This is a genomic window from Candidatus Limousia pullorum, from assembly GCF_057405065.1.
The window spans coordinates 2,558,565-2,575,715 of the sequence record NZ_CM171614.1; the positions used below are offsets into that span (position 1 = coordinate 2,558,565).

Annotated in this window: 16 protein-coding genes and 1 other annotated feature; of the genes, 6 read left to right on the plus strand and 10 right to left on the minus strand. The window is 39.3% G+C overall.

Translation table 11 applies throughout. The features are described 5' to 3' along the window. Window positions 1–35: 35 nt before the first annotated feature. The 3 genes from ilvB to CGICJO_RS11990 form a co-directional block, all read right to left on the minus strand. A complete protein-coding gene (gene ilvB / locus CGICJO_RS11980) occupies window positions 36–1,703 on the minus strand; it encodes a biosynthetic-type acetolactate synthase large subunit (RefSeq protein ID WP_486499072.1) in 1,668 nt (555 codons plus the stop codon). 55 nt (window positions 1,704–1,758) lie between these two features. Continuing rightward, window positions 1,759–2,004 (minus strand) — a binding site (T-box leader). 105 nt (window positions 2,005–2,109) lie between these two features. Continuing rightward, window positions 2,110–2,895: a Cof-type HAD-IIB family hydrolase gene (locus CGICJO_RS11985; protein ID WP_486499073.1), complete on the minus strand. Its 786-nt coding sequence runs from the start codon at window positions 2,893–2,895 to the stop codon at window positions 2,110–2,112. A gap of 125 nt (window positions 2,896–3,020) precedes the next feature. Continuing rightward, window positions 3,021–3,908: a YihY/virulence factor BrkB family protein gene (locus CGICJO_RS11990; RefSeq protein WP_486499074.1), complete on the minus strand. Its 888-nt coding sequence runs from the start codon at window positions 3,906–3,908 to the stop codon at window positions 3,021–3,023. A gap of 158 nt (window positions 3,909–4,066) precedes the next feature. Here CGICJO_RS11990 and CGICJO_RS11995 point away from each other — a divergent pair, with 158 nt between their 5' ends. After that, window positions 4,067–4,816 (plus strand): EFR1 family ferrodoxin, encoded by a 750-nt coding sequence (locus CGICJO_RS11995; protein WP_486499075.1) that lies wholly within the window; start codon window positions 4,067–4,069, stop codon window positions 4,814–4,816. A 47-nt stretch (window positions 4,817–4,863) separates the two neighbouring features. Here CGICJO_RS11995 and CGICJO_RS12000 read toward each other — a convergent pair whose 3' ends face one another. Genes CGICJO_RS12000 through CGICJO_RS12010 form a run of 3 tightly spaced genes read right to left on the minus strand, consistent with a single transcriptional unit; the run spans window position 4,864 to window position 6,502 of the window. Continuing rightward, window positions 4,864–5,685 (minus strand): anti-sigma-I factor RsgI family protein, encoded by an 822-nt coding sequence (locus CGICJO_RS12000; protein WP_486499076.1) that lies wholly within the window; start codon window positions 5,683–5,685, stop codon window positions 4,864–4,866. Then, the gene (locus tag CGICJO_RS12005; protein ID WP_486499077.1) at window positions 5,678–6,163 is read right to left on the minus strand and encodes an RNA polymerase sigma factor; all 486 of its coding nucleotides are present in this window, start codon (window positions 6,161–6,163) and stop codon (window positions 5,678–5,680) included. Before CGICJO_RS12005 ends, CGICJO_RS12000 begins: the two co-directional genes overlap by 8 nt. A gap of 24 nt (window positions 6,164–6,187) precedes the next feature. Then, complete coding sequence (locus CGICJO_RS12010) at window positions 6,188–6,502, minus strand: hypothetical protein (protein WP_486499078.1); 315 nt, start codon at window positions 6,500–6,502, stop codon at window positions 6,188–6,190. A 225-nt stretch (window positions 6,503–6,727) separates the two neighbouring features. Between CGICJO_RS12010 and CGICJO_RS12015 the strand changes: the two genes are divergently transcribed. Genes CGICJO_RS12015 through bioA form a run of 4 tightly spaced genes read left to right on the plus strand, consistent with a single transcriptional unit; the run spans window position 6,728 to window position 10,280 of the window. Beyond that, the gene (locus CGICJO_RS12015) at window positions 6,728–7,288 is read left to right on the plus strand and encodes a biotin transporter BioY (RefSeq protein WP_486499079.1); all 561 of its coding nucleotides are present in this window, start codon (window positions 6,728–6,730) and stop codon (window positions 7,286–7,288) included. 5 nt (window positions 7,289–7,293) lie between these two features. Further along, window positions 7,294–8,265, plus strand: coding sequence for a biotin synthase BioB (gene bioB, locus CGICJO_RS12020; protein ID WP_087376012.1), 972 nt, complete (start codon window positions 7,294–7,296; stop codon window positions 8,263–8,265). Beyond that, on the plus strand, window positions 8,258–8,935 hold the full coding sequence (bioD, locus tag CGICJO_RS12025; RefSeq protein WP_486499080.1) for a dethiobiotin synthase: 678 nt from the start codon (window positions 8,258–8,260) through the stop codon (window positions 8,933–8,935). The genes bioB and bioD overlap by 8 nt, the downstream gene beginning before the upstream one ends. 1 nt (window position 8,936) lies before the next feature. After that, entirely contained in the window at window positions 8,937–10,280 is a 1,344-nt protein-coding gene (gene bioA / locus CGICJO_RS12030) for an adenosylmethionine--8-amino-7-oxononanoate transaminase (protein WP_486499081.1), read from the plus strand. On the opposite strand, the gene CGICJO_RS12035 is transcribed toward bioA, so the two are convergent. Next, window positions 10,277–11,167, minus strand: a complete 891-nt coding sequence (locus CGICJO_RS12035; RefSeq protein ID WP_087376009.1) for a LysR family transcriptional regulator — start codon at window positions 11,165–11,167, stop codon at window positions 10,277–10,279. The two genes, bioA and CGICJO_RS12035, sit on opposite strands and share 4 nt — an antisense overlap. Window positions 11,168–11,286: 119 nt before the next feature. On the opposite strand from CGICJO_RS12035, the gene CGICJO_RS12040 reads away from it, so the two are divergent. Then, entirely contained in the window at window positions 11,287–12,642 is a 1,356-nt protein-coding gene (locus CGICJO_RS12040) for an MATE family efflux transporter (RefSeq protein ID WP_486499082.1), read from the plus strand. 58 nt (window positions 12,643–12,700) lie between these two features. Here the strand turns inward: CGICJO_RS12040 and CGICJO_RS12045 are convergent, their stop codons facing one another. From CGICJO_RS12045 to CGICJO_RS12055, 3 genes are all read right to left on the minus strand, one after another. After that, window positions 12,701–13,366, minus strand: coding sequence for a zinc ribbon domain-containing protein (locus CGICJO_RS12045; protein ID WP_486499083.1), 666 nt, complete (start codon window positions 13,364–13,366; stop codon window positions 12,701–12,703). Between the two features lie 121 nt (window positions 13,367–13,487). After that, entirely contained in the window at window positions 13,488–13,613 is a 126-nt protein-coding gene (locus CGICJO_RS12050; RefSeq protein WP_486499084.1) for a hypothetical protein, read from the minus strand. Between the two features lie 346 nt (window positions 13,614–13,959). Continuing rightward, window positions 13,960–16,596 (minus strand): discoidin domain-containing protein, encoded by a 2,637-nt coding sequence (locus CGICJO_RS12055; protein WP_486499085.1) that lies wholly within the window; start codon window positions 16,594–16,596, stop codon window positions 13,960–13,962. Between the last annotated feature and the right edge of the window lie 555 nt (window positions 16,597–17,151).

The window sequence follows — 17,151 nt, forward strand, 5'->3', positions numbered from 1 at the left end:
TTTTTTCATCCTTCCTGTTTATATTACAAATTTCTTTACATTTCCATTATCGGGTCTGTTACTGCTCCGTTTGCCGGAACCATCGGCAGAACATTCATATCTCTATTGATGATGCAGTTGATAAATGCAGGCTTTCCGGACTCGATTGCCTCTTTGAGAACCTTTTCAACATCACTGCTCTTGCTGATTGTATAGGCTTTTACACCGAATGCTTCTGAAAGCTTTTCATAATTTGTAACCTTATCAAGGTCTGTTTCGGAAAATCTTCCGCCGTAGAAAAGCTTCTGCCACTGTCTTACCATTCCCAAAACCTCGTTGTTAAAGAGAAGCTCTATAACAGGAATGTTGTATTTTGAAAGTGTGGAAAGCTCACTGCAATTCATGTGGAAGCTTCCGTCGCCTGCAATGTTTACAACCGTTTTGTCGGGATTTGCAAGCTTTGCGCCTATTGCCGCTCCAAGACCGTATCCCATTGTTCCCAAACCGCCTGAGGTGCACAGCTGGCGTGGATAACGGTAATAGAAATACTGTGCCGCCCACATCTGGTGCTGTCCAACCTCTGTGGTAATCATAGCCTTATTGTCTGTAAGACGTCCCAGTGTTTCCATAACATACTGAGGTGTCACATACATTCCGTCGTCTTTTTTAAGGAAAGGATTTTTTTCTTTCCAGCCGTAAATTTTATTCATCCACTCGCTGTGGTTCTGCTGAGGAATTCTTCTGCTGAGCTCTTCAAGCACATCCTTTGCGTTTCCTCTCAATGCTGCTGCGGCTTTGATGTTTTTGTTAAATTCCTTTGCGTCTATGTCAATATGAATTACCGGACAGTTTCTTGCAAAAACACCGGTATCACAGGTAACTCTGTCGGAAAATCTTGAACCGACTGCGATAAACAAATCACATTCCTTTAATGCCATTGAGGAAACCTTTGTTCCGTGCATACCGAGCATTCCCAGATATCTTGGAAGCTTCTGGTCGTATGCGCCCTGACACATAAGTGAAGCTGAAACAGGAGCGTCAAACTTCTCTGCAAAATCTGCAAATTCCTTTTCCGCCTCCGAAGCCACAACTCCGCCGCCTGCATAGAGGAATGGTCTTTCGGATTTAAGCAGAAGCTCTACTGCTTTCTTAAACTGCTTTTCATTGTGGTCAAAGTTGTGTTTCTGCTTCTTTAATGGCTTTCTCTCAAAGTCGTAGGTCAAAGCTGTAATATCCTTTGGAATATCTATGAGAACCGGACCTTTTCTTCCCTTATTTGCAACATAAAAAGCGTCTCTGATTGCGTCTGCCAGGTCTGCAATATCCATTACAATAAGACTTTTCTTTGTAACCGGCGCTGTGATTGCGGCAATGTCAACTTCCTGGAAACTGCTTTTTCCCAAAAGGTTTCTGTTTACGTTTCCTGTAATTGCAACCATTGGGATTGAATCCATATAGGCTGTAGCGATACCTGTAACAAGGTTTGTGGCTCCCGGGCCTGATGTTGCAATACATACGCCTGTCTTTCCGCTTGATCTTGCATATCCGTCAGCAGCATGGGAAGCCGCCTGCTCGTGGGAAGTGGTTATATGTCTTATCTTATCCTTATATTCATACAAAGCGTCGTATATATTCAAAACCGCTCCGCCCGGATAACCGAAAACAGTGTCAACCCCCTGTTCCAGCAAACATTCCATTATTATCTGCGCTCCTGTCAATTTCATAATAAAAAGCCTCCATTCAATTAAGTCAAATATAAAAAGAAAACCTCGTCTCCAAAAAAGAGACGAGGTATAAATATACTCCGCGGTACCACTCTAATTGCCGAAAAACGGCCACTCTGCCACGTCTAACAACGTGCGCCCCATGATAACGGTGAGCTTCCGGAACTGATTAGTTTTTCCAAAAAGAAAATTTCACCAGTCTGCTCGAGGGTGATTCTATCAACACTGCCTATCGTCTCGCACCAACCGACGACTCTCTGAAATTGCTTTATGTATCAGCTGTCCCTGTCAAAGCATTTGTTTTATTTCTTTGCAACATATAATAATACAAAGTTTTCTCTTTGTCAAGTGAATTTTTTTACATTTTTTATTCACCGAATATTCACATTTATACATTCCATATATTTTATATAAGTTCAAAATACTTTAATGCCTTGTAAATTCCGTCCTTATCTGTGTTGTCTGTAACATGATTTGCAATGGCTTTTACCTCATCTCCGGCATTGCCCATAGCGATGCCTATGTTGCAGTATTTCAGCATATCCATGTCGTTTCCGCCGTCGCCGAAAGCCATTGTTTCCTCTCTTTTAATACCGAAATGCTCGATAACCTTGCTTATTCCCACATCTTTTCCGCCGTCCTCGGGGATTATATCGGCGAAAACCGGAGACCAGCGCACAGCCTTGGAACCCGGAAAATGTTTTACAAGTTCCTTTTCCTGCTCTTTGTCTGTATATGCGCTGAGCTGGTATATTTTATGGGTCAATGCACGTTCCGGTTTATCTATTGGTTCGTAAATTACAGAAGCGCCCAAAGACCTTCTAATATTCATAACCCTTTCGCTTATTCTGTTTATGTAAACATAGTTTAGCTCCACAAAACTACAGGAAACATCGTTTTCTTCAAGATATTTTAACAGCATTGGAAAACTTTCCGTATCAAAACACTTTTCACGTATAACCAAATCTTTTGTAAAACAATACTGTCCGTTCATTGCAATAAAACCGTCAAAATCATAATCCAGTATTGATTGCAGATATTTTAAATTTCCAGGAGATCTTCCTGTGGCAATAAACACCTTAACACCGTTGCTTCTAAGCTTGTCAAGACCTTCAACGGTACTTTTCGGCATTCTTTTTTCGCCGAATGGTACGAGAGTTCCGTCAATATCAAAAAATACAGCTTTAATCATTTTGAAATTCCTCCCTGCTCTTTTAGGATTTCTCCCAACCTAATTAAACATGTAAAACTGCAATTTGTCAATATCCGTTGTGAAAAAAATTAGGGACAGGTTGTTAACAATCCTGTCCCGTAAAATTATTTCTTTTTTAGTTTTTTCTTTTTTCTTGCGTTTTCATACTTTTTTTCTTCCTCTGATTCGTCCTCACAGTGATAACCTATTACTCTTCCCAAAACGCTTCCGCCGATTATTATATTGGCACAGATAAAAATCCACATCATAAGACAGATTACGGAAGTAAGAGAACCGTAAACCAGTGAATATTTCGCCGAAAATTTCATTATTTCAGAAAAAACATAGCTCACCACAACCAGGAGAAATGCAGCTCCCACAGATGAGAAAATAAGTGCTTTAAAGGCTCTGCCTTTGATATTGTAGGTTCTGTACAATGCGTAAAGCATAACTGTAAGGAATATTAAAATCAAAAAGGAATGCATCCATTCAAACTGAAATAAAATAGAAAGATTTGTGTTTAGCCACTGGTCAATTATGGAAATAATCGACTTTGCAATAACCGAAATAAGCATAAAAAAGTAGATTGCAAAAAGAAAAAGCGTAGAACCTGCAAAGCTTAGAATATATTTTATTATGCCGTTAAATCTCTGTTTGCCGTGGATTTCTCCCATAATTGTTACAAGGTTTCTAAACGCCGCCGAGGCACTGGTTACAAGGAATGTAATTCCCGTTATCAGCAATATTGGCGACTGCTGGTTCACAATATACTCCAAATACTGGTTTAAAGAGTCCATAGCCGGCTGAGGAATAAAACCTTCCGTAAGGCTCACTATTGTTCCCATGTCAATTCCTATTGTGGCTATCAGCCAGTTAAGACAGATAAGAAACGGGAAAAACGAAAGGGTAAGATAATATGAAATTGCGGCGGCTGCCCTCATAACCTTATAGCCGAAAAAGATGTCTATAAATTCCTTTACTTCTATAAACAATAATAAAAATTTATTTTTCATACATCACCGCCCGCTTTTCTCAAATATAAATAAATTTTACCACAATAACGACCATAAAACAACATCAAAGAGCTATCTTTAACCATTTTTATCTATTGACTGTACCGCTAATATATTTTATACTCTATGTGTAAAATTATTTAAAATCAGGTGATAAAATGATTTTTTACTTTTCCGCCACAGGAAACAGCCAGCACGCCGCCCATAAAACAGCGGATTTTAACGAAAATATTGTTTCGATTTCTGAAGCTTTAAAAACAAAAAACACAGAATTTAATATTCACGACGGAAAGCTGGGAATAGTTTTTCCGGTCTATTTTTTCGGAGTGCCTCAGGCTGTAATGGATTTTATCAACAGCGCAGCTATAAATCTTAAAGAAAAAACCTATGTGTATATACTTATGACCTGCGGAGCTTCTACCGCCAATGCAGATAAATTTGTAAAAGAAGCCCTTGAAAAAAAGGGGATTTCCGTAAATGCAGTTTATTCTGTAAAAATGGTGGACACATATGTGCCTTTGTTTAAAATAGCAGATAAGGCTGAACAGGAAAAAATAAACAGCAAGGCTGACCTTGAGCTTGAAAAAATTAAAAACGCCATTGATGAAAAGCTTTCGGGAAATCAAAATAAAAATCCCGGTCTTTTCCCGAAAACGGTAACTTTTTTCTCCTATCCTTTTTACAAGCACAGACGTTTTACAAAAAAGTTCTATGTTGAGGACAGCTGTATAGGATGTGGATTATGTGAAAAAATCTGTCCGTCGGAAGCTATAAAAATCGAAAAGAGCAAACCTGTATGGGTAAAAAAGCAGTGCAACATCTGCCTTGGATGCCTGCACCGCTGTCCTAAAGAGGCAATACAGTACGGAAAAAAGAGCAAAACTTCCGGAAGATATTTTTATAAATAAAGCAAAAAGCGTATTACTAGAGTTCAGTCAGTAATACGCTTTTTCTTTTAGTTTTTTCCTTTTTGATTTCCGGATTTATTGCCGTTCCCTTTTCCGTTTCCGGAATTTTCTCCTTTACCGGAATTTCCGCTGTTTTGTCCTTTTGTTTCGTCGGTTGAGTTTGTACACTGGGAATTATTTTGTGAATTTCCAATCCATTCTCCGCCGTTTTCCAAAATAAGATTTTTTATCTCGTTCATGGAAAGCTCATTACATTCCTCAGGTGTTATGTCGGGATAATATTTTAAAAGCTCCTGATAGGCTTTGTATTTTCCGAAGGACATTCCGTATTCCCGGGCTTCTTCCCTTGTTTCATATCCGGCGCCCACGCAGGCTGAGCCGTACTTTTGATAACACTGTGTGTTTTCTATTCCTGTGATAATTTCTTCCTGATTATCCGAAATTACTGTAAAAACAAGTTCGTAATCATTTTCAAAATAACTGCTGAATTCTTCGCTTTCTACAAGCTTTTCTATGGCTTCTTCATAGCTCATATTGTTAACGTCCACAGCTTCTGCTATTTTGGAACCGTCGTCGTTATATGCGTTTGTTTCTATTACCACATTAAATCTGTTCAGCACCAGCTCTATTGACGGGTTTATATCTATGCTCACATAGGAAACAGGTGATGTATAAACCGAATAAAAACCAAAGATTCCCGCCGCCAATATGAGAACACAAAATACAGCCATGCTGTAAACAAGTCGTCTGCCTGCAAAACTTTTCTTTTTTTCCTCTTCCTTTAGCTTTTTTCTTACTGCCTCCATGGCAGATGCTTTCAATTTTTCATCCGCCTTTACGGTTTCAAAGGCTTCGTGGATTTTATTCAAAGTCATCACCTCCCAGAATTTTTTTCAGTTTCTCTCTTGCCCTTGCCAACAATGTATAAACCGAGTTTTCTTTCTTGCCTATTATTTTTCCTATCTCTCCCGCTGTGTATCCTTCATAATAGTGAAGATACACGGCGTTTTTGTATTTATCCGGCAAGGACAAAACCGCCCTCAGCACTTCTCTTTTCTCTTCATCCTGAGCCGCAGATGTATTTTCTGAAAGGTACTCCATTGAAACTGTATTTTTTCTAAAGGCACTTTTTAAAAAGTCTTTGCACAGATTTATTGTAACACGGGCAAACCACGCTTTTTCATGTTCGGCATTTTCAAATTCACCCTCATATACCAGATATTTTATAAAGACGTTTTGAAATATATCCTCTGTATCAAATTCATTTTTTAAATGCAGAAAACAAATACGCTTTACCATATCACCGTATTTTTCTATGGCAAGATTTGCCTCGTGTTCGCTTCTCATCTATGCAACCTTCTTTTACCTCAATTATCCTCTGTTACCTTTGCCGTTTCCACCGTTTTGATTTTTACCGTACTGCATACCTGTTCCGTCCTGGGCAGGCACTCCATCGTTTGGGCATTCCTCATTATAGATACAGTCGCCTGTTCCATTTCCCTGACCTGCGTTTTCATTTTTACCGTACTGCATTCCTGTTCCGTCCTGTGCCGGTACTCCGTCGCATATACCGGATACAGCCGCTGAAGGATTGCCAACCTTTCCTCTTCCTGCCGCTCCTACTGTTGCAACTGCCGCTGTAATCACAAATAAAGCAGCTATAATAACCATAATCTTTTTCTTCATAATAAAAACCTCCTTGTATTTTCAGGACTTATCAACGTCCTTTCATATACAATACGATTTAGAAGGTCGTTTCCTTTCACTTTGAAGAATTTATTTTTTATTATACCACGATATTTTTCTAATTCAACAATTATACGCTATTGTAAACTTTATTTTAAAATTAGGTTTACAATCTTCTTTTAGTCTGTTATACTTTCATATGAAATAAATTCTAAGAGGTGGCTTATGACAAAAAATACCCTTAAAATCAACGACATTGTTATATGCGGACTTTTTGTGGCTCTTATCGCAATCGGCGCTTTTATAAAAGTTCCCGTTCCTTTTGTTCCCTTTACTCTGCAAACACTTTTCACAACCCTTGCCGGATTGTTTTTAGGCGGCAAAAAAGGTTTTCTCTGTGTTTTTGTTTATATGATTTTAGGCTTGATAGGACTTCCTATATTTGCTTCCGGCGGCGGTCCCGGATATATTTTCCAGCCAAGCTTCGGTTATATAATAGGCTTTGCCGTGGGAGCTCTTCTCACCGGAACAATAGCCCACAAGAAAGCAAATCCCTCCTACTGTAAACTGTTATTCGCCTGTTTTGCAGGACTTGCTATGGTTTATCTTTTCGGAATGATTTACTACTACATAATAAGCAACTTTTATTTGGGAACCGGAATAGGACTTTGGCCGCTGTTTCTTTACTGCTTCCTTTTGGTTGTTCCAGGCGATATTGTTATGTGCTTCTTTGCGGCAATGCTTGGAAAACGTCTTATTCCTGTTTTTAACAAAAGAAAGGTCTGATTAAAATGACAAGTCCCCGTGACTATATGGAAAAAATCCTCTCCGGTAAAGCTATAACAAAAGAGGATGCTTTAAATCTTTACAATTCACCTTTAGATGAACTGTGCCAATGTGCCGATGAAATAAGAAATCATTTTTGCTCCAACAAATTTGATATCTGCACAATTATAAATGCAAAAAGCGGCAAATGCTCGGAAAACTGCAAATACTGTGCCCAATCATCCTTTTACAGCACCTGTGTTCAGGAATACCCACTGCTTTCACCCCAGGAGGTAGCAAAACAGGCTAAAGAAAATTTTGAAAGAGGTGTGCTGAGATTTTCTATCGTCACATCAGGAAAAAAACTCAGCGACAGCGAAGTTGAAAAGGTCTGCGAAATTATAAAAGCCATAAAAAATGAATGTGATATTAAGGTCTGCATATCCTGCGGACTTTTGAATAAAGAACAATTCTCAAAGCTGAAAGAGGCTGGCGCTTCAAGAGTGCACAACAACCTTGAAACCTCAGAAAAGAATTTCAGCAATGTATGCACAACCCACAGCTTTCAAGATAAGGTCAATGCAATAAAAGCGGCGCAGTCATCAGGTCTTTCCGTGTGCAGCGGCGGTATTATGGGAATCGGCGAAACCCCTGAGGACAGAATCGACATGGCATTTTCATTAAAGGAACTGGGAATTAAATCTATTCCAATCAACATGTTAAACCCGATTAAGGGCACTCCTTATGAAAATCTTTCACCCCTTACGGAAGACGACATGAGAAGAATTGCCGCTGTGTACAGATTTATTCTCCCCGACGCTTCCATAAGACTTGCTGGAGGCAGAGGACTTATGGAGCATAAAGGATATGATTGCTTTAAATCAGGCGCAAACGCCACAATTTCCGGAGATATGCTGACAACTGCCGGAATTACCATAAAAAAGGACATTGAAACTATTGAAGCTTTGGGCTATGAAAGGGGGTTATGCAATGGCTAAGGGAATTTTTATCACCGGAACCGGAACTGACATAGGAAAAACCTACGTTACCGCCCTTTTGGCAAAAAGCTTGGTACAAAAGGGAATAAACGCAGGCTACTACAAGGCCGCCATAAGCGGCGCAGAGTCCATTGAGGAAAGCGACGCAGGCTATGTTAAAAAGATTTCCGGAATAAATCAGGAAACCGAAACACTTTTATCCTATCTCTACAAAAACCCCCTTTCCCCTCATCTTTCCGCAAGGATAGAGGGAAATCCTGTGGAGCTTGAGGAAGTCAAAAAGGATTTTGAAACTGTTTTAAAATCCCATGAATATGTTTTTGTTGAAGGCAGCGGAGGAATTGTCTGTCCCATTAGGCTTGATAATAAGTGCTTTATTATGCTTGAGGACATAGTAAAATCTTTAGAGCTTGACACAATTATAGTGGCAGACGCAGGCTTGGGAACAATCAATGCCGTTGTTCTCACCGTTTCTTATCTCCGTGAAAAAGGCATAAAGGTAAGAGGAATTATTCTCAACAATTACAATGAAAACAGCCTTATGCACAAAGACAATCTTTTTATGATTGAAAAGCTCACAGATGTAAAGGTTATAGGCACTGTTTCAATCAATGCTGAAAATATAGACTACCTTTGCGACCCTATAAAATTATATTTTGGAGATGAATGAAATGACTTTGGAAGAGCTTGATTTAAAATATATATGGCACCCCTGTTCACAGATGAAGGATTATGAGGAACTTCCCCCCATTATTATCGACCACGGCGAAGGCGTTCATCTTTACGACATCCACGGAAACGAGTACATAGACGTTGTAAGCTCTTGGTGGTGCAATCTTTTGGGACACTGCAATCCCAAAATTAACGAAGCTATTAAAAATCAGCTTGATAAACTTGAGCATGTTATTTTTGCGAATTTCTCCCACAAGCCGGCAATAGAGCTTTGTCAGCAGCTTATGGAGATTATTCCTAAAGGTCTTTGCAAATTTAATTTTTCCGACAACGGTTCTGCCGCTGTTGAATGTGCCTTGAAAATGGCTTTTCAATATCAATACCAAAGGGGCAAAGCCGAAAAAACAAAATTCATGTGCCTTACAGAGGGTTATCACGGTGAAACAATCGGAGCATTATCCGTGGGAAGCATGGATTTGTACGCTAAAATCTACCGACCAATGCTTATGGACACAATTCACATTGAAGCTCCGGACTGCTACCGCTGTCCTTTAGGAAAAAACAGAGACAGCTGCGGCGGCGAATGTATCTGTCATGCGGAAAAAGCCTTTGCGGAACATGCCCAGGAATGCTGTGCACTTATTGTGGAGCCTTTGCTTCAGGGCAGCGCAGGCATGAGAATTTATCCTCCTGTATATCTTAAAAAGCTTAGAGAGCTTTGCGATAAGTACGATGTTTTACTTATTGCAGATGAAATCGCTACCGGTTTCGGACGAACTGGAAAAATGTTTGCCTGCGACCACGCCGGCATATCACCGGACATTATGTGCATTTCCAAAGGACTTACCGGCGGCTACATGCCAATGGCTATAACCATAACCACCCAGGAAATTTACGACGCTTTCTACGACGAATACAACAAAGGCAAGGCATTTATGCACAGCCACACCTACAGCGGAAATCCTTTAGGCTGTGCCGCCGCTTTAGCCGTCCAAAAAATATTGAGAGAAGATAATATCTTGGAAAACGCCGCAGAAACCGGAAAATATCTCCACCAAAAGCTTACGGAAAAGCTTTTGCAAAAGCCTTACGTGGGTGAAATCCGACACATAGGACTTATAAACGGAATTGAGCTTGTGAAAGACAAGGAAACCAAGGAGGGCTTTGAAAGCGAAAAGCGTGTGGGATATGAGATCTACAAAATTGCATTAAAAAAGGGACTGCTTCTGCGTCCCTTGGGAAATGTGCTTTACTTCAATCCTCCCCTTATAATAACAAAAGAGGAAATCGACTGCGCCGTTGACAGGTGTGTAAGCTCCATTGAGGAATATTTCGGAAATTAAATTTCTTTGCTTTCAATTATATTTTCTATAAGCTTTATAAAGTTTTGAGCGGTGGCTGAAAGAGAACGGTTTTTAAGATAAATCATAAGACATTTTGTTCCGCATTCACTGTCGCCGATAATTTTTGCTTCCAATCCTGTAAAAAGTCCCATATTATTTTTATATGCGGAATAAGGAACCAGGGCAATACCTATACCTAACTGAGCCAAGGAAAGGGCTGTGGAAACCTCTGTACATTGGGCGGCATAGTATATTCTGTAATTTCTGTGTTCCGCTATTGCGTCCAGCAGTTCTGTATATCTGTAAATTGATATAAGGGGCATGTTTTGCAAAAGGTCCAAACTGAAATTGTCCTCAAAACTATAACTGCCCTTTTTATAAACCGCAGCCATTTGGTCTGCTACAAGAAATTTTGTGACAAATTCTCCATGATTTCCGAAAGGTGTTCTGATAAATCCCACCTCCGAAATCCCGTCCTTTATCTTTTCAATAACCTCCGGTGTATTGCACTCGTTTATTCTGAGCTTTACCCGGGGGTATTTTTTTGTATTTTCGCTTATGTATTCCATGAGAAAACCTGTTGCCACTGACGGTGTAGAGGATATTCTCAAGGTTCCTGTTGTTCCGTCCTGCAAGTCGGATACTGCAAGTTCTGCCTGTTCCATTGTTTCAACAATTTTTCTGGCATATTTTAAAAACGTCTTTCCGCTTTCCGTAAGCTCATAGCTGTGATAGTCCCTTTTTATAAGCTGGGCTCCCACCTCTTTTTCAAGGGTTTTAAGCTGATTGCTCAGTGCTGACTGAGCTATAAAAAGTCTTCTGGAGGCATGGGAAATACTGTCGCTGTCCGCCATTATCAAAAAATTTTTCATGTGCTCTATATTCATTTTATATCGTCCTTTTATTATCTAATTATCATATAACAAATTTTTAAAATACATATAAAACAGATAACCATAACTGTAGTATAATAGACAGCGGATTAAAAGTCAATGGAGGTTTGGAAATGGTCAAGGATTTGACAAAAGGCAGTACAGGAAAAATTTTGTGGCTCTTTGCTCTTCCCCTGCTGGGCAGTGTAATATTCCAGCAAATGTACAATATGGCGGATACAGTAATAGCCGGTCAGTTTATCGGTGAGGACGCCCTTTCGGCGGTAGGTTCTTCCTATCCTATAACCATGATTTTCATGGCTGTGGCTTTGGGATGCAACTTAGGTTGTTCTGTTGTAATCTCAAGACACTTCGGCGCCAAGCATTACAAAGAAGTTAGAGAATGTGTAACTACAATTCTCACAGCAATTTCAGCAGTCGGAATTTTCCTCACAATAGTGGGAATTCTCATCAGCGTTCCAATTATGAATGTTTTGCAGACACCTGCAAATATTTTTGATGACGCCCTTGCATATCTTTATATATACATCGGAGGTTTCCTCTTTGTTCTTCTCTATAATGTATGCACAGGTATTTTCTCAGCTTTGGGTGACTCAAAAACACCGCTGTACTTTTTGATTGCTTCCAGTCTGGGAAACATCGCCCTTGACCTTGTTTTTGTTATCTGTTTTAACATGGGTGTTGCCGGCCTTGCCTGGGCGACATTTATAGCACAGGGCATTGCCGCTATACTCTGCATATTTAGATTGTTTCATGCAATTAAAAAGCTCACATTTGAGGGTACAGCTAAATTCTTTTCAAAGGTTCTTCTTGTTCAAATGTGCGTTGTGGCAATCCCAAGCGTTTTACAGCAGAGCTTTGTTTCTGTAGGCAATCTCTTCATCCAGGGTCTTGTAAACAGTTACGGCTCTCAGGTAATCGCCGGATATACTTCAGCTATCAAGCTTAACACCTTTGTTGTCACAACACTGACAACAGTTGCAGGAGCACTTTCAAGCTTTGCGGCGCAAAACATGGGTGCAGGAGAAATTGGCAGAATCAAAAAAGGTATGACTTCCGGAATTTTCATGGTATTGACAGTTGCAATTCCCTTTTCGTTGCTTTATGTGTTCTTCCAGGAACCTGCTCTCAAGATTTTCGCTCAGGATTTAAGTCCAATGGCTTTGAGCACAGGCAGTAACTTCCTGACTATCGTTGCTCCATTCTATGTGGTTGTAGGATTAAAGCTCATGTATGACGCAGTTCTGAGAGGTACGGAAAGTATGATACCGTTTATGGCGGCAACTTTCGCAGACCTGCTCATAAGAGTTATCCTCTGCTATATCTTTAACGCAATAATCGGAGTTGAGGGCTTGTGGCTTTCATGGCCTGTTGGCTGGATAATCTCCACCGCAATGAGCGCATTCTTCTACTATTCAGGAATTTGGTACAAGCATAAAAGCTCTCACCTACACAAAGAAACCAATTAAATTACAGATAAAAAGCTTCGCAGAAATAAAACTGCGAAGCTTTTATTTTTATGTATAATCAGTAATAAACCTGGCGTGTTCTCGCCATTCCCATTTCAATAAGCTTTTTGGCTTCTTCACCGTTTTCTATTGTTAAGTCGTATTTTTTACCTTTTATAGTGATCACTATTCTGTTATTTCTGGAAACCACTCCGGAGAATTTTTGCTTTACACTGTCAATATCGCTGTATGAAGCGTTGAAAGGTACACTGCACAGATACAGGCACTTTCCTCCCCTGCCGCTTATTCCCTGGTCGCTTATATTGAGAACTATCTTATTATAGACCATAAGATTTATTACAACCGCTACCATTAAAACAAACAACAAAACAATCCAAAATACAGCCTCTGTAATGTCGCCTTTGTTTGGCTTATACGACGACATAAGTCTAAATAATGTAAATACCCAAAACAAATCAGCACACAAACCAATGCACAAAGCAAATATAATGAATTTTCTATGGAATTTTGTAGCATAATATGTTCTGACCTCACCGGGATTTAACGGGCGGACTCCCACATTATAAAAACCCTCTCCGCTGTACTGTGGTTGGTTCATATTCATTTGCTGATAACTTCTCTGATATCCCATCTTTTGACCATTGGCCGCAAAAGAATCTGTTCCGCAGTTGGGACAAAATCTGGCGTTTTCCGGCAGCTGTGTTCCGCAATTTTTGCAATACATTATAAATCCCTTCCCCTTTTACTTTTAATGTTTATTTAATTATAATTGTTCATTTACACAGCTGTCAATAGAACAGTATAAAATTGCGCCCCGCTTAATCACGGGGCGCAAAGATTTATATTTAAGGAACAATAGGGTCAACAACAGGCTTACAGTCAGTACAAATATCACTTGCTGAAGCTCCGTTACAGTTTACATAAGTGTCGCCAACAGAAGCAACAGCTCCGAATTCAACAGGAACTGCCACACAGATATCCTGACGGATTGTAAATACACATGAACCGTCTATCTGTCCGTCGCACTCTTCAGCACCTGAAACTACTATAGGTGTTCCACAGCATTTTGTAAAGGTTGTCCCTGTTTTTGCAAAAGGTCTTACAGTTACCGGAACGCAGATTGACGCAGACTGATATCCAACTGCCGGACAAGTCCGGTCATCTGAAGCTCATCTGCCATATTTTCACCCCTTTCTTTTATTTATATTACATAATATACCGTACTATGGATTTTTGACACAAAAAACCCGTGGAGATTATCCCCACGGGTTTTTCTTATTATCCGAAAAATAAGGCTAGCGGATAATATATTTTGAGTTAAGAGTCAAGAAGCTTAATTTGAATAAGTGTTGCGTCGTTAATGGTTATTTTTCCGTCTTCATTCATATCTGCAAGTTCCAAATCAAATATTCCGGAAATATCCATGCAGACAACATACTGCTGAACAAGGGTTGCATCATTGATATCAACTGTATTATCGTGGTTTACATCGCCCTTTTCATATGCCGGCACTTTTTCAGCTTTCATAATTTTCAGTTCACTCACTGCAAGTTTATTAGGATCACCTGTAGATGCGTCGTTCTGAATTGCTGTAGGCTTAATTCTGATATACTTTGCAGTTATAGGCTCATTGAAGATAATTTCAGCCGTTTGTCCGTCATATTCAGGTGTATAAGTACCTGCGGATGTGAATTCTGTTCCGTTTTCTGAAACAAGAATTTCTACAGTCTTTATCTTGTTATTGCCGTTCTTTCTTGCTGTATACTGTATTCCCTTTACAGTCTTTGCTGTGTCGCCGAATACCACATCGATATATGCGTTTGGAGCATCGTTCTGTGAGAGCCAGAAGCCGTTCGGACTTCCGTCAAACATTATATTGTTTGCAGCTTCCTGAGAAGCAACACCGGAAGACTGTCCGTCAGATGATGACCACTGGAGCCATGCGCCTGATGTATTTACTGTAAAGTCTTCCTTATACATATAGAAATTAGGATCTGTCTTTACAAGACCTTCAATAGCGGATGTAAGGCTGTTCTTAGCCGCTATTACATCAAACTGTGTAGCTGTTTCGCTTTCGGAAACTTCAATTGCCTTTGCCAAAGCTTCGCTGAACTTGCTGTAGCTTGACTCTGTATATGTTCCGTCGGCGTTTGTGTAGTCCTCAAGAGCCTTTGCCTTTTCGATTTCAGCCAAAAGTTCTGTCTTGTCAACTTCACCTGATGGAACGTCGCCTTCCTGATACTCGTAAGCGCCGATATCAGGTGTTCCTGTAACTTCGTTGCCGAAGAAGTCTGTTCCTGTAAATCCGTCGATTGCAACACCTGCGTCGATTGCCGGTGAATCTTTGGAAATCTTAAAGCCTTCAAATGCTGTTCTGTTATGTACATTCATTGAAGAAATTGTTGGCGCTGCTTCTGCTCCCCAGAAGAGAGGATCTGTTGTAACTGCATTTGCATCGCTTGTTGGTATATTTGTGTAGTTATAATACAGGTTGTTGCTGTATGTCATCTTTGCTGTGCTGTTCTTACCGCTCCAGTTTTCTGACTTTTCAGCGCCTGAATTATAGATGATGTTGTTTCTAACAACTGCTGTACCGGTCTGGTTTGCGCCGTTGTTTCTGTCAGCTACTCTGAGGAATGGAACTCCCTCTGCCATATAGAATACGTTGTTGTAAACCTGAGATAAAGGAGCATTGTCCGGTAAATCCAAAGCGCATACTAAATCCTTATAGCTTATATTGTATCTGAATGTCGTGTTAATTGCATTTATACCGCAAACCATAAGGCATCCGCCGCCGTTATTATGGCTGTAGTTATACTGATAAACTGTTCCGTCGCCGTAGTCAGCGTCCCATGCCTGTCCGTCGCCATTATGTGCAGTATCGAATACTTCGTTGTACTGAAGAACAGCATTCTTGCATTTCCATGGCCAAATAGCCGCTGAAACATTACTGAAAGTTGTTGCGCTGTAAATATCGCTGTTCATTTCCATTGCAGCGTTATCTGAAACATTGTACTCAATAAGAGGAGTAAGACAATATTTTGTTGTTATTGCGTCTCCTCCGATGTCCTTGAGATAGTTGTTTCTGATAACTACATTTGTACATCCGTATTTTTTGCAGAGGTCGTCAGGAACTTCTGCTGATGCGTTAAACATATATGCATATGCAGTAACAGCAACGGAAATTCCCCATCTGCTTACATTCTCTACAAAACAGTTTTCTATAAGAATATCGTTATAAGTAGGAGTGCCTGTTGCTTCCTCATTTTCCGGAACAAACATTGTGAAAATAATTCCGCCGTTGTTCATCTGCTTATTATATACGTTACCTCTGATATCATGAACATAGAGATTGTTAAGAACTATATGGTCAACTGTTCCCTTGTTCTGTGATACAACAGCGACACCTGTTCTATCCATTTTTCTAAGAAGGCTATAGTCTTCATTCTGAAAACTTACATTGTTTACAATTTCAAGATTATTAAGCTCTATGTATTCCACATCATAAAGCAAAACAGTTGAAGAAACATAACCCTTTCTTACATGCTGAGAGCTTTCAGTATTTCCGAAATCCTGATACCATATTCCCTGTCCTTTTGCATCGATAACCGGCATATTTTTGCTCTCGTCACCATAAGCATCCACAATTATAGGATACTCGGCAGAACCGCTTCCCTTGATATGGAGATACTGATAATTAAATACAGAACCTCTCTCAAGCAAAACTTTATCTCCCGGCTGCAAAGTCAATTCATTGATTTTTGAAAGACTGTAGAACGGTGTATCTTCGCTTTTTCCGTTGTTGGTGTCTTTGCCTTTTAATGTGCTGACATAATATGTTGTTCCCACATCAGCTGTTTTATCAACTTCATCTGCCGATACATTTCCTATTTCAAAAGTAAACAACCCTGAAATCATACTCAAAGTCAGCAATACAATCAGCAAGCGTTTCATTGTTTTTCCTCCTTTTCCGGTTTTTGTGATTTGTTAATTAGCCTCATTTTTTATATTTCAAACATGAAATTATAAACGTAATAATAAATATCTATTTAATAATATTCTTTACAGGTGTAACGAACAAATTTCTCTTTTTTATAATATTAACACAAACAAAACCATAACACAATACATAGATATAACAAAAAAGATGTATAATTTTTAAACCAATCTCCCAAAAGATAAAGGAACAAAATATAAAATTAAGAAACTATAAATTTATCTAATATATAATGTAGAATATCAAAATGTATTCGTTATATTTTATTAAACTAAAATTTTATACACTGTATAAGACAAAAAAGGAAAATATTTAATCTTTAAATTCTTATTTTTGTAAATCCACAAATAAATTCAACTTGCAAAAGAAATCAAAAGACAAATTTATCACAATATTCGTGTATTCCTTTTTTGAATACCTATTGTCTTCTGGATTTTAAATTTCAGTTTTTTTCAAAAAGTAAATCTAAAACAAGAACCCCCGTGGAGAGAATTCTCCACAGGAGTTCCCAT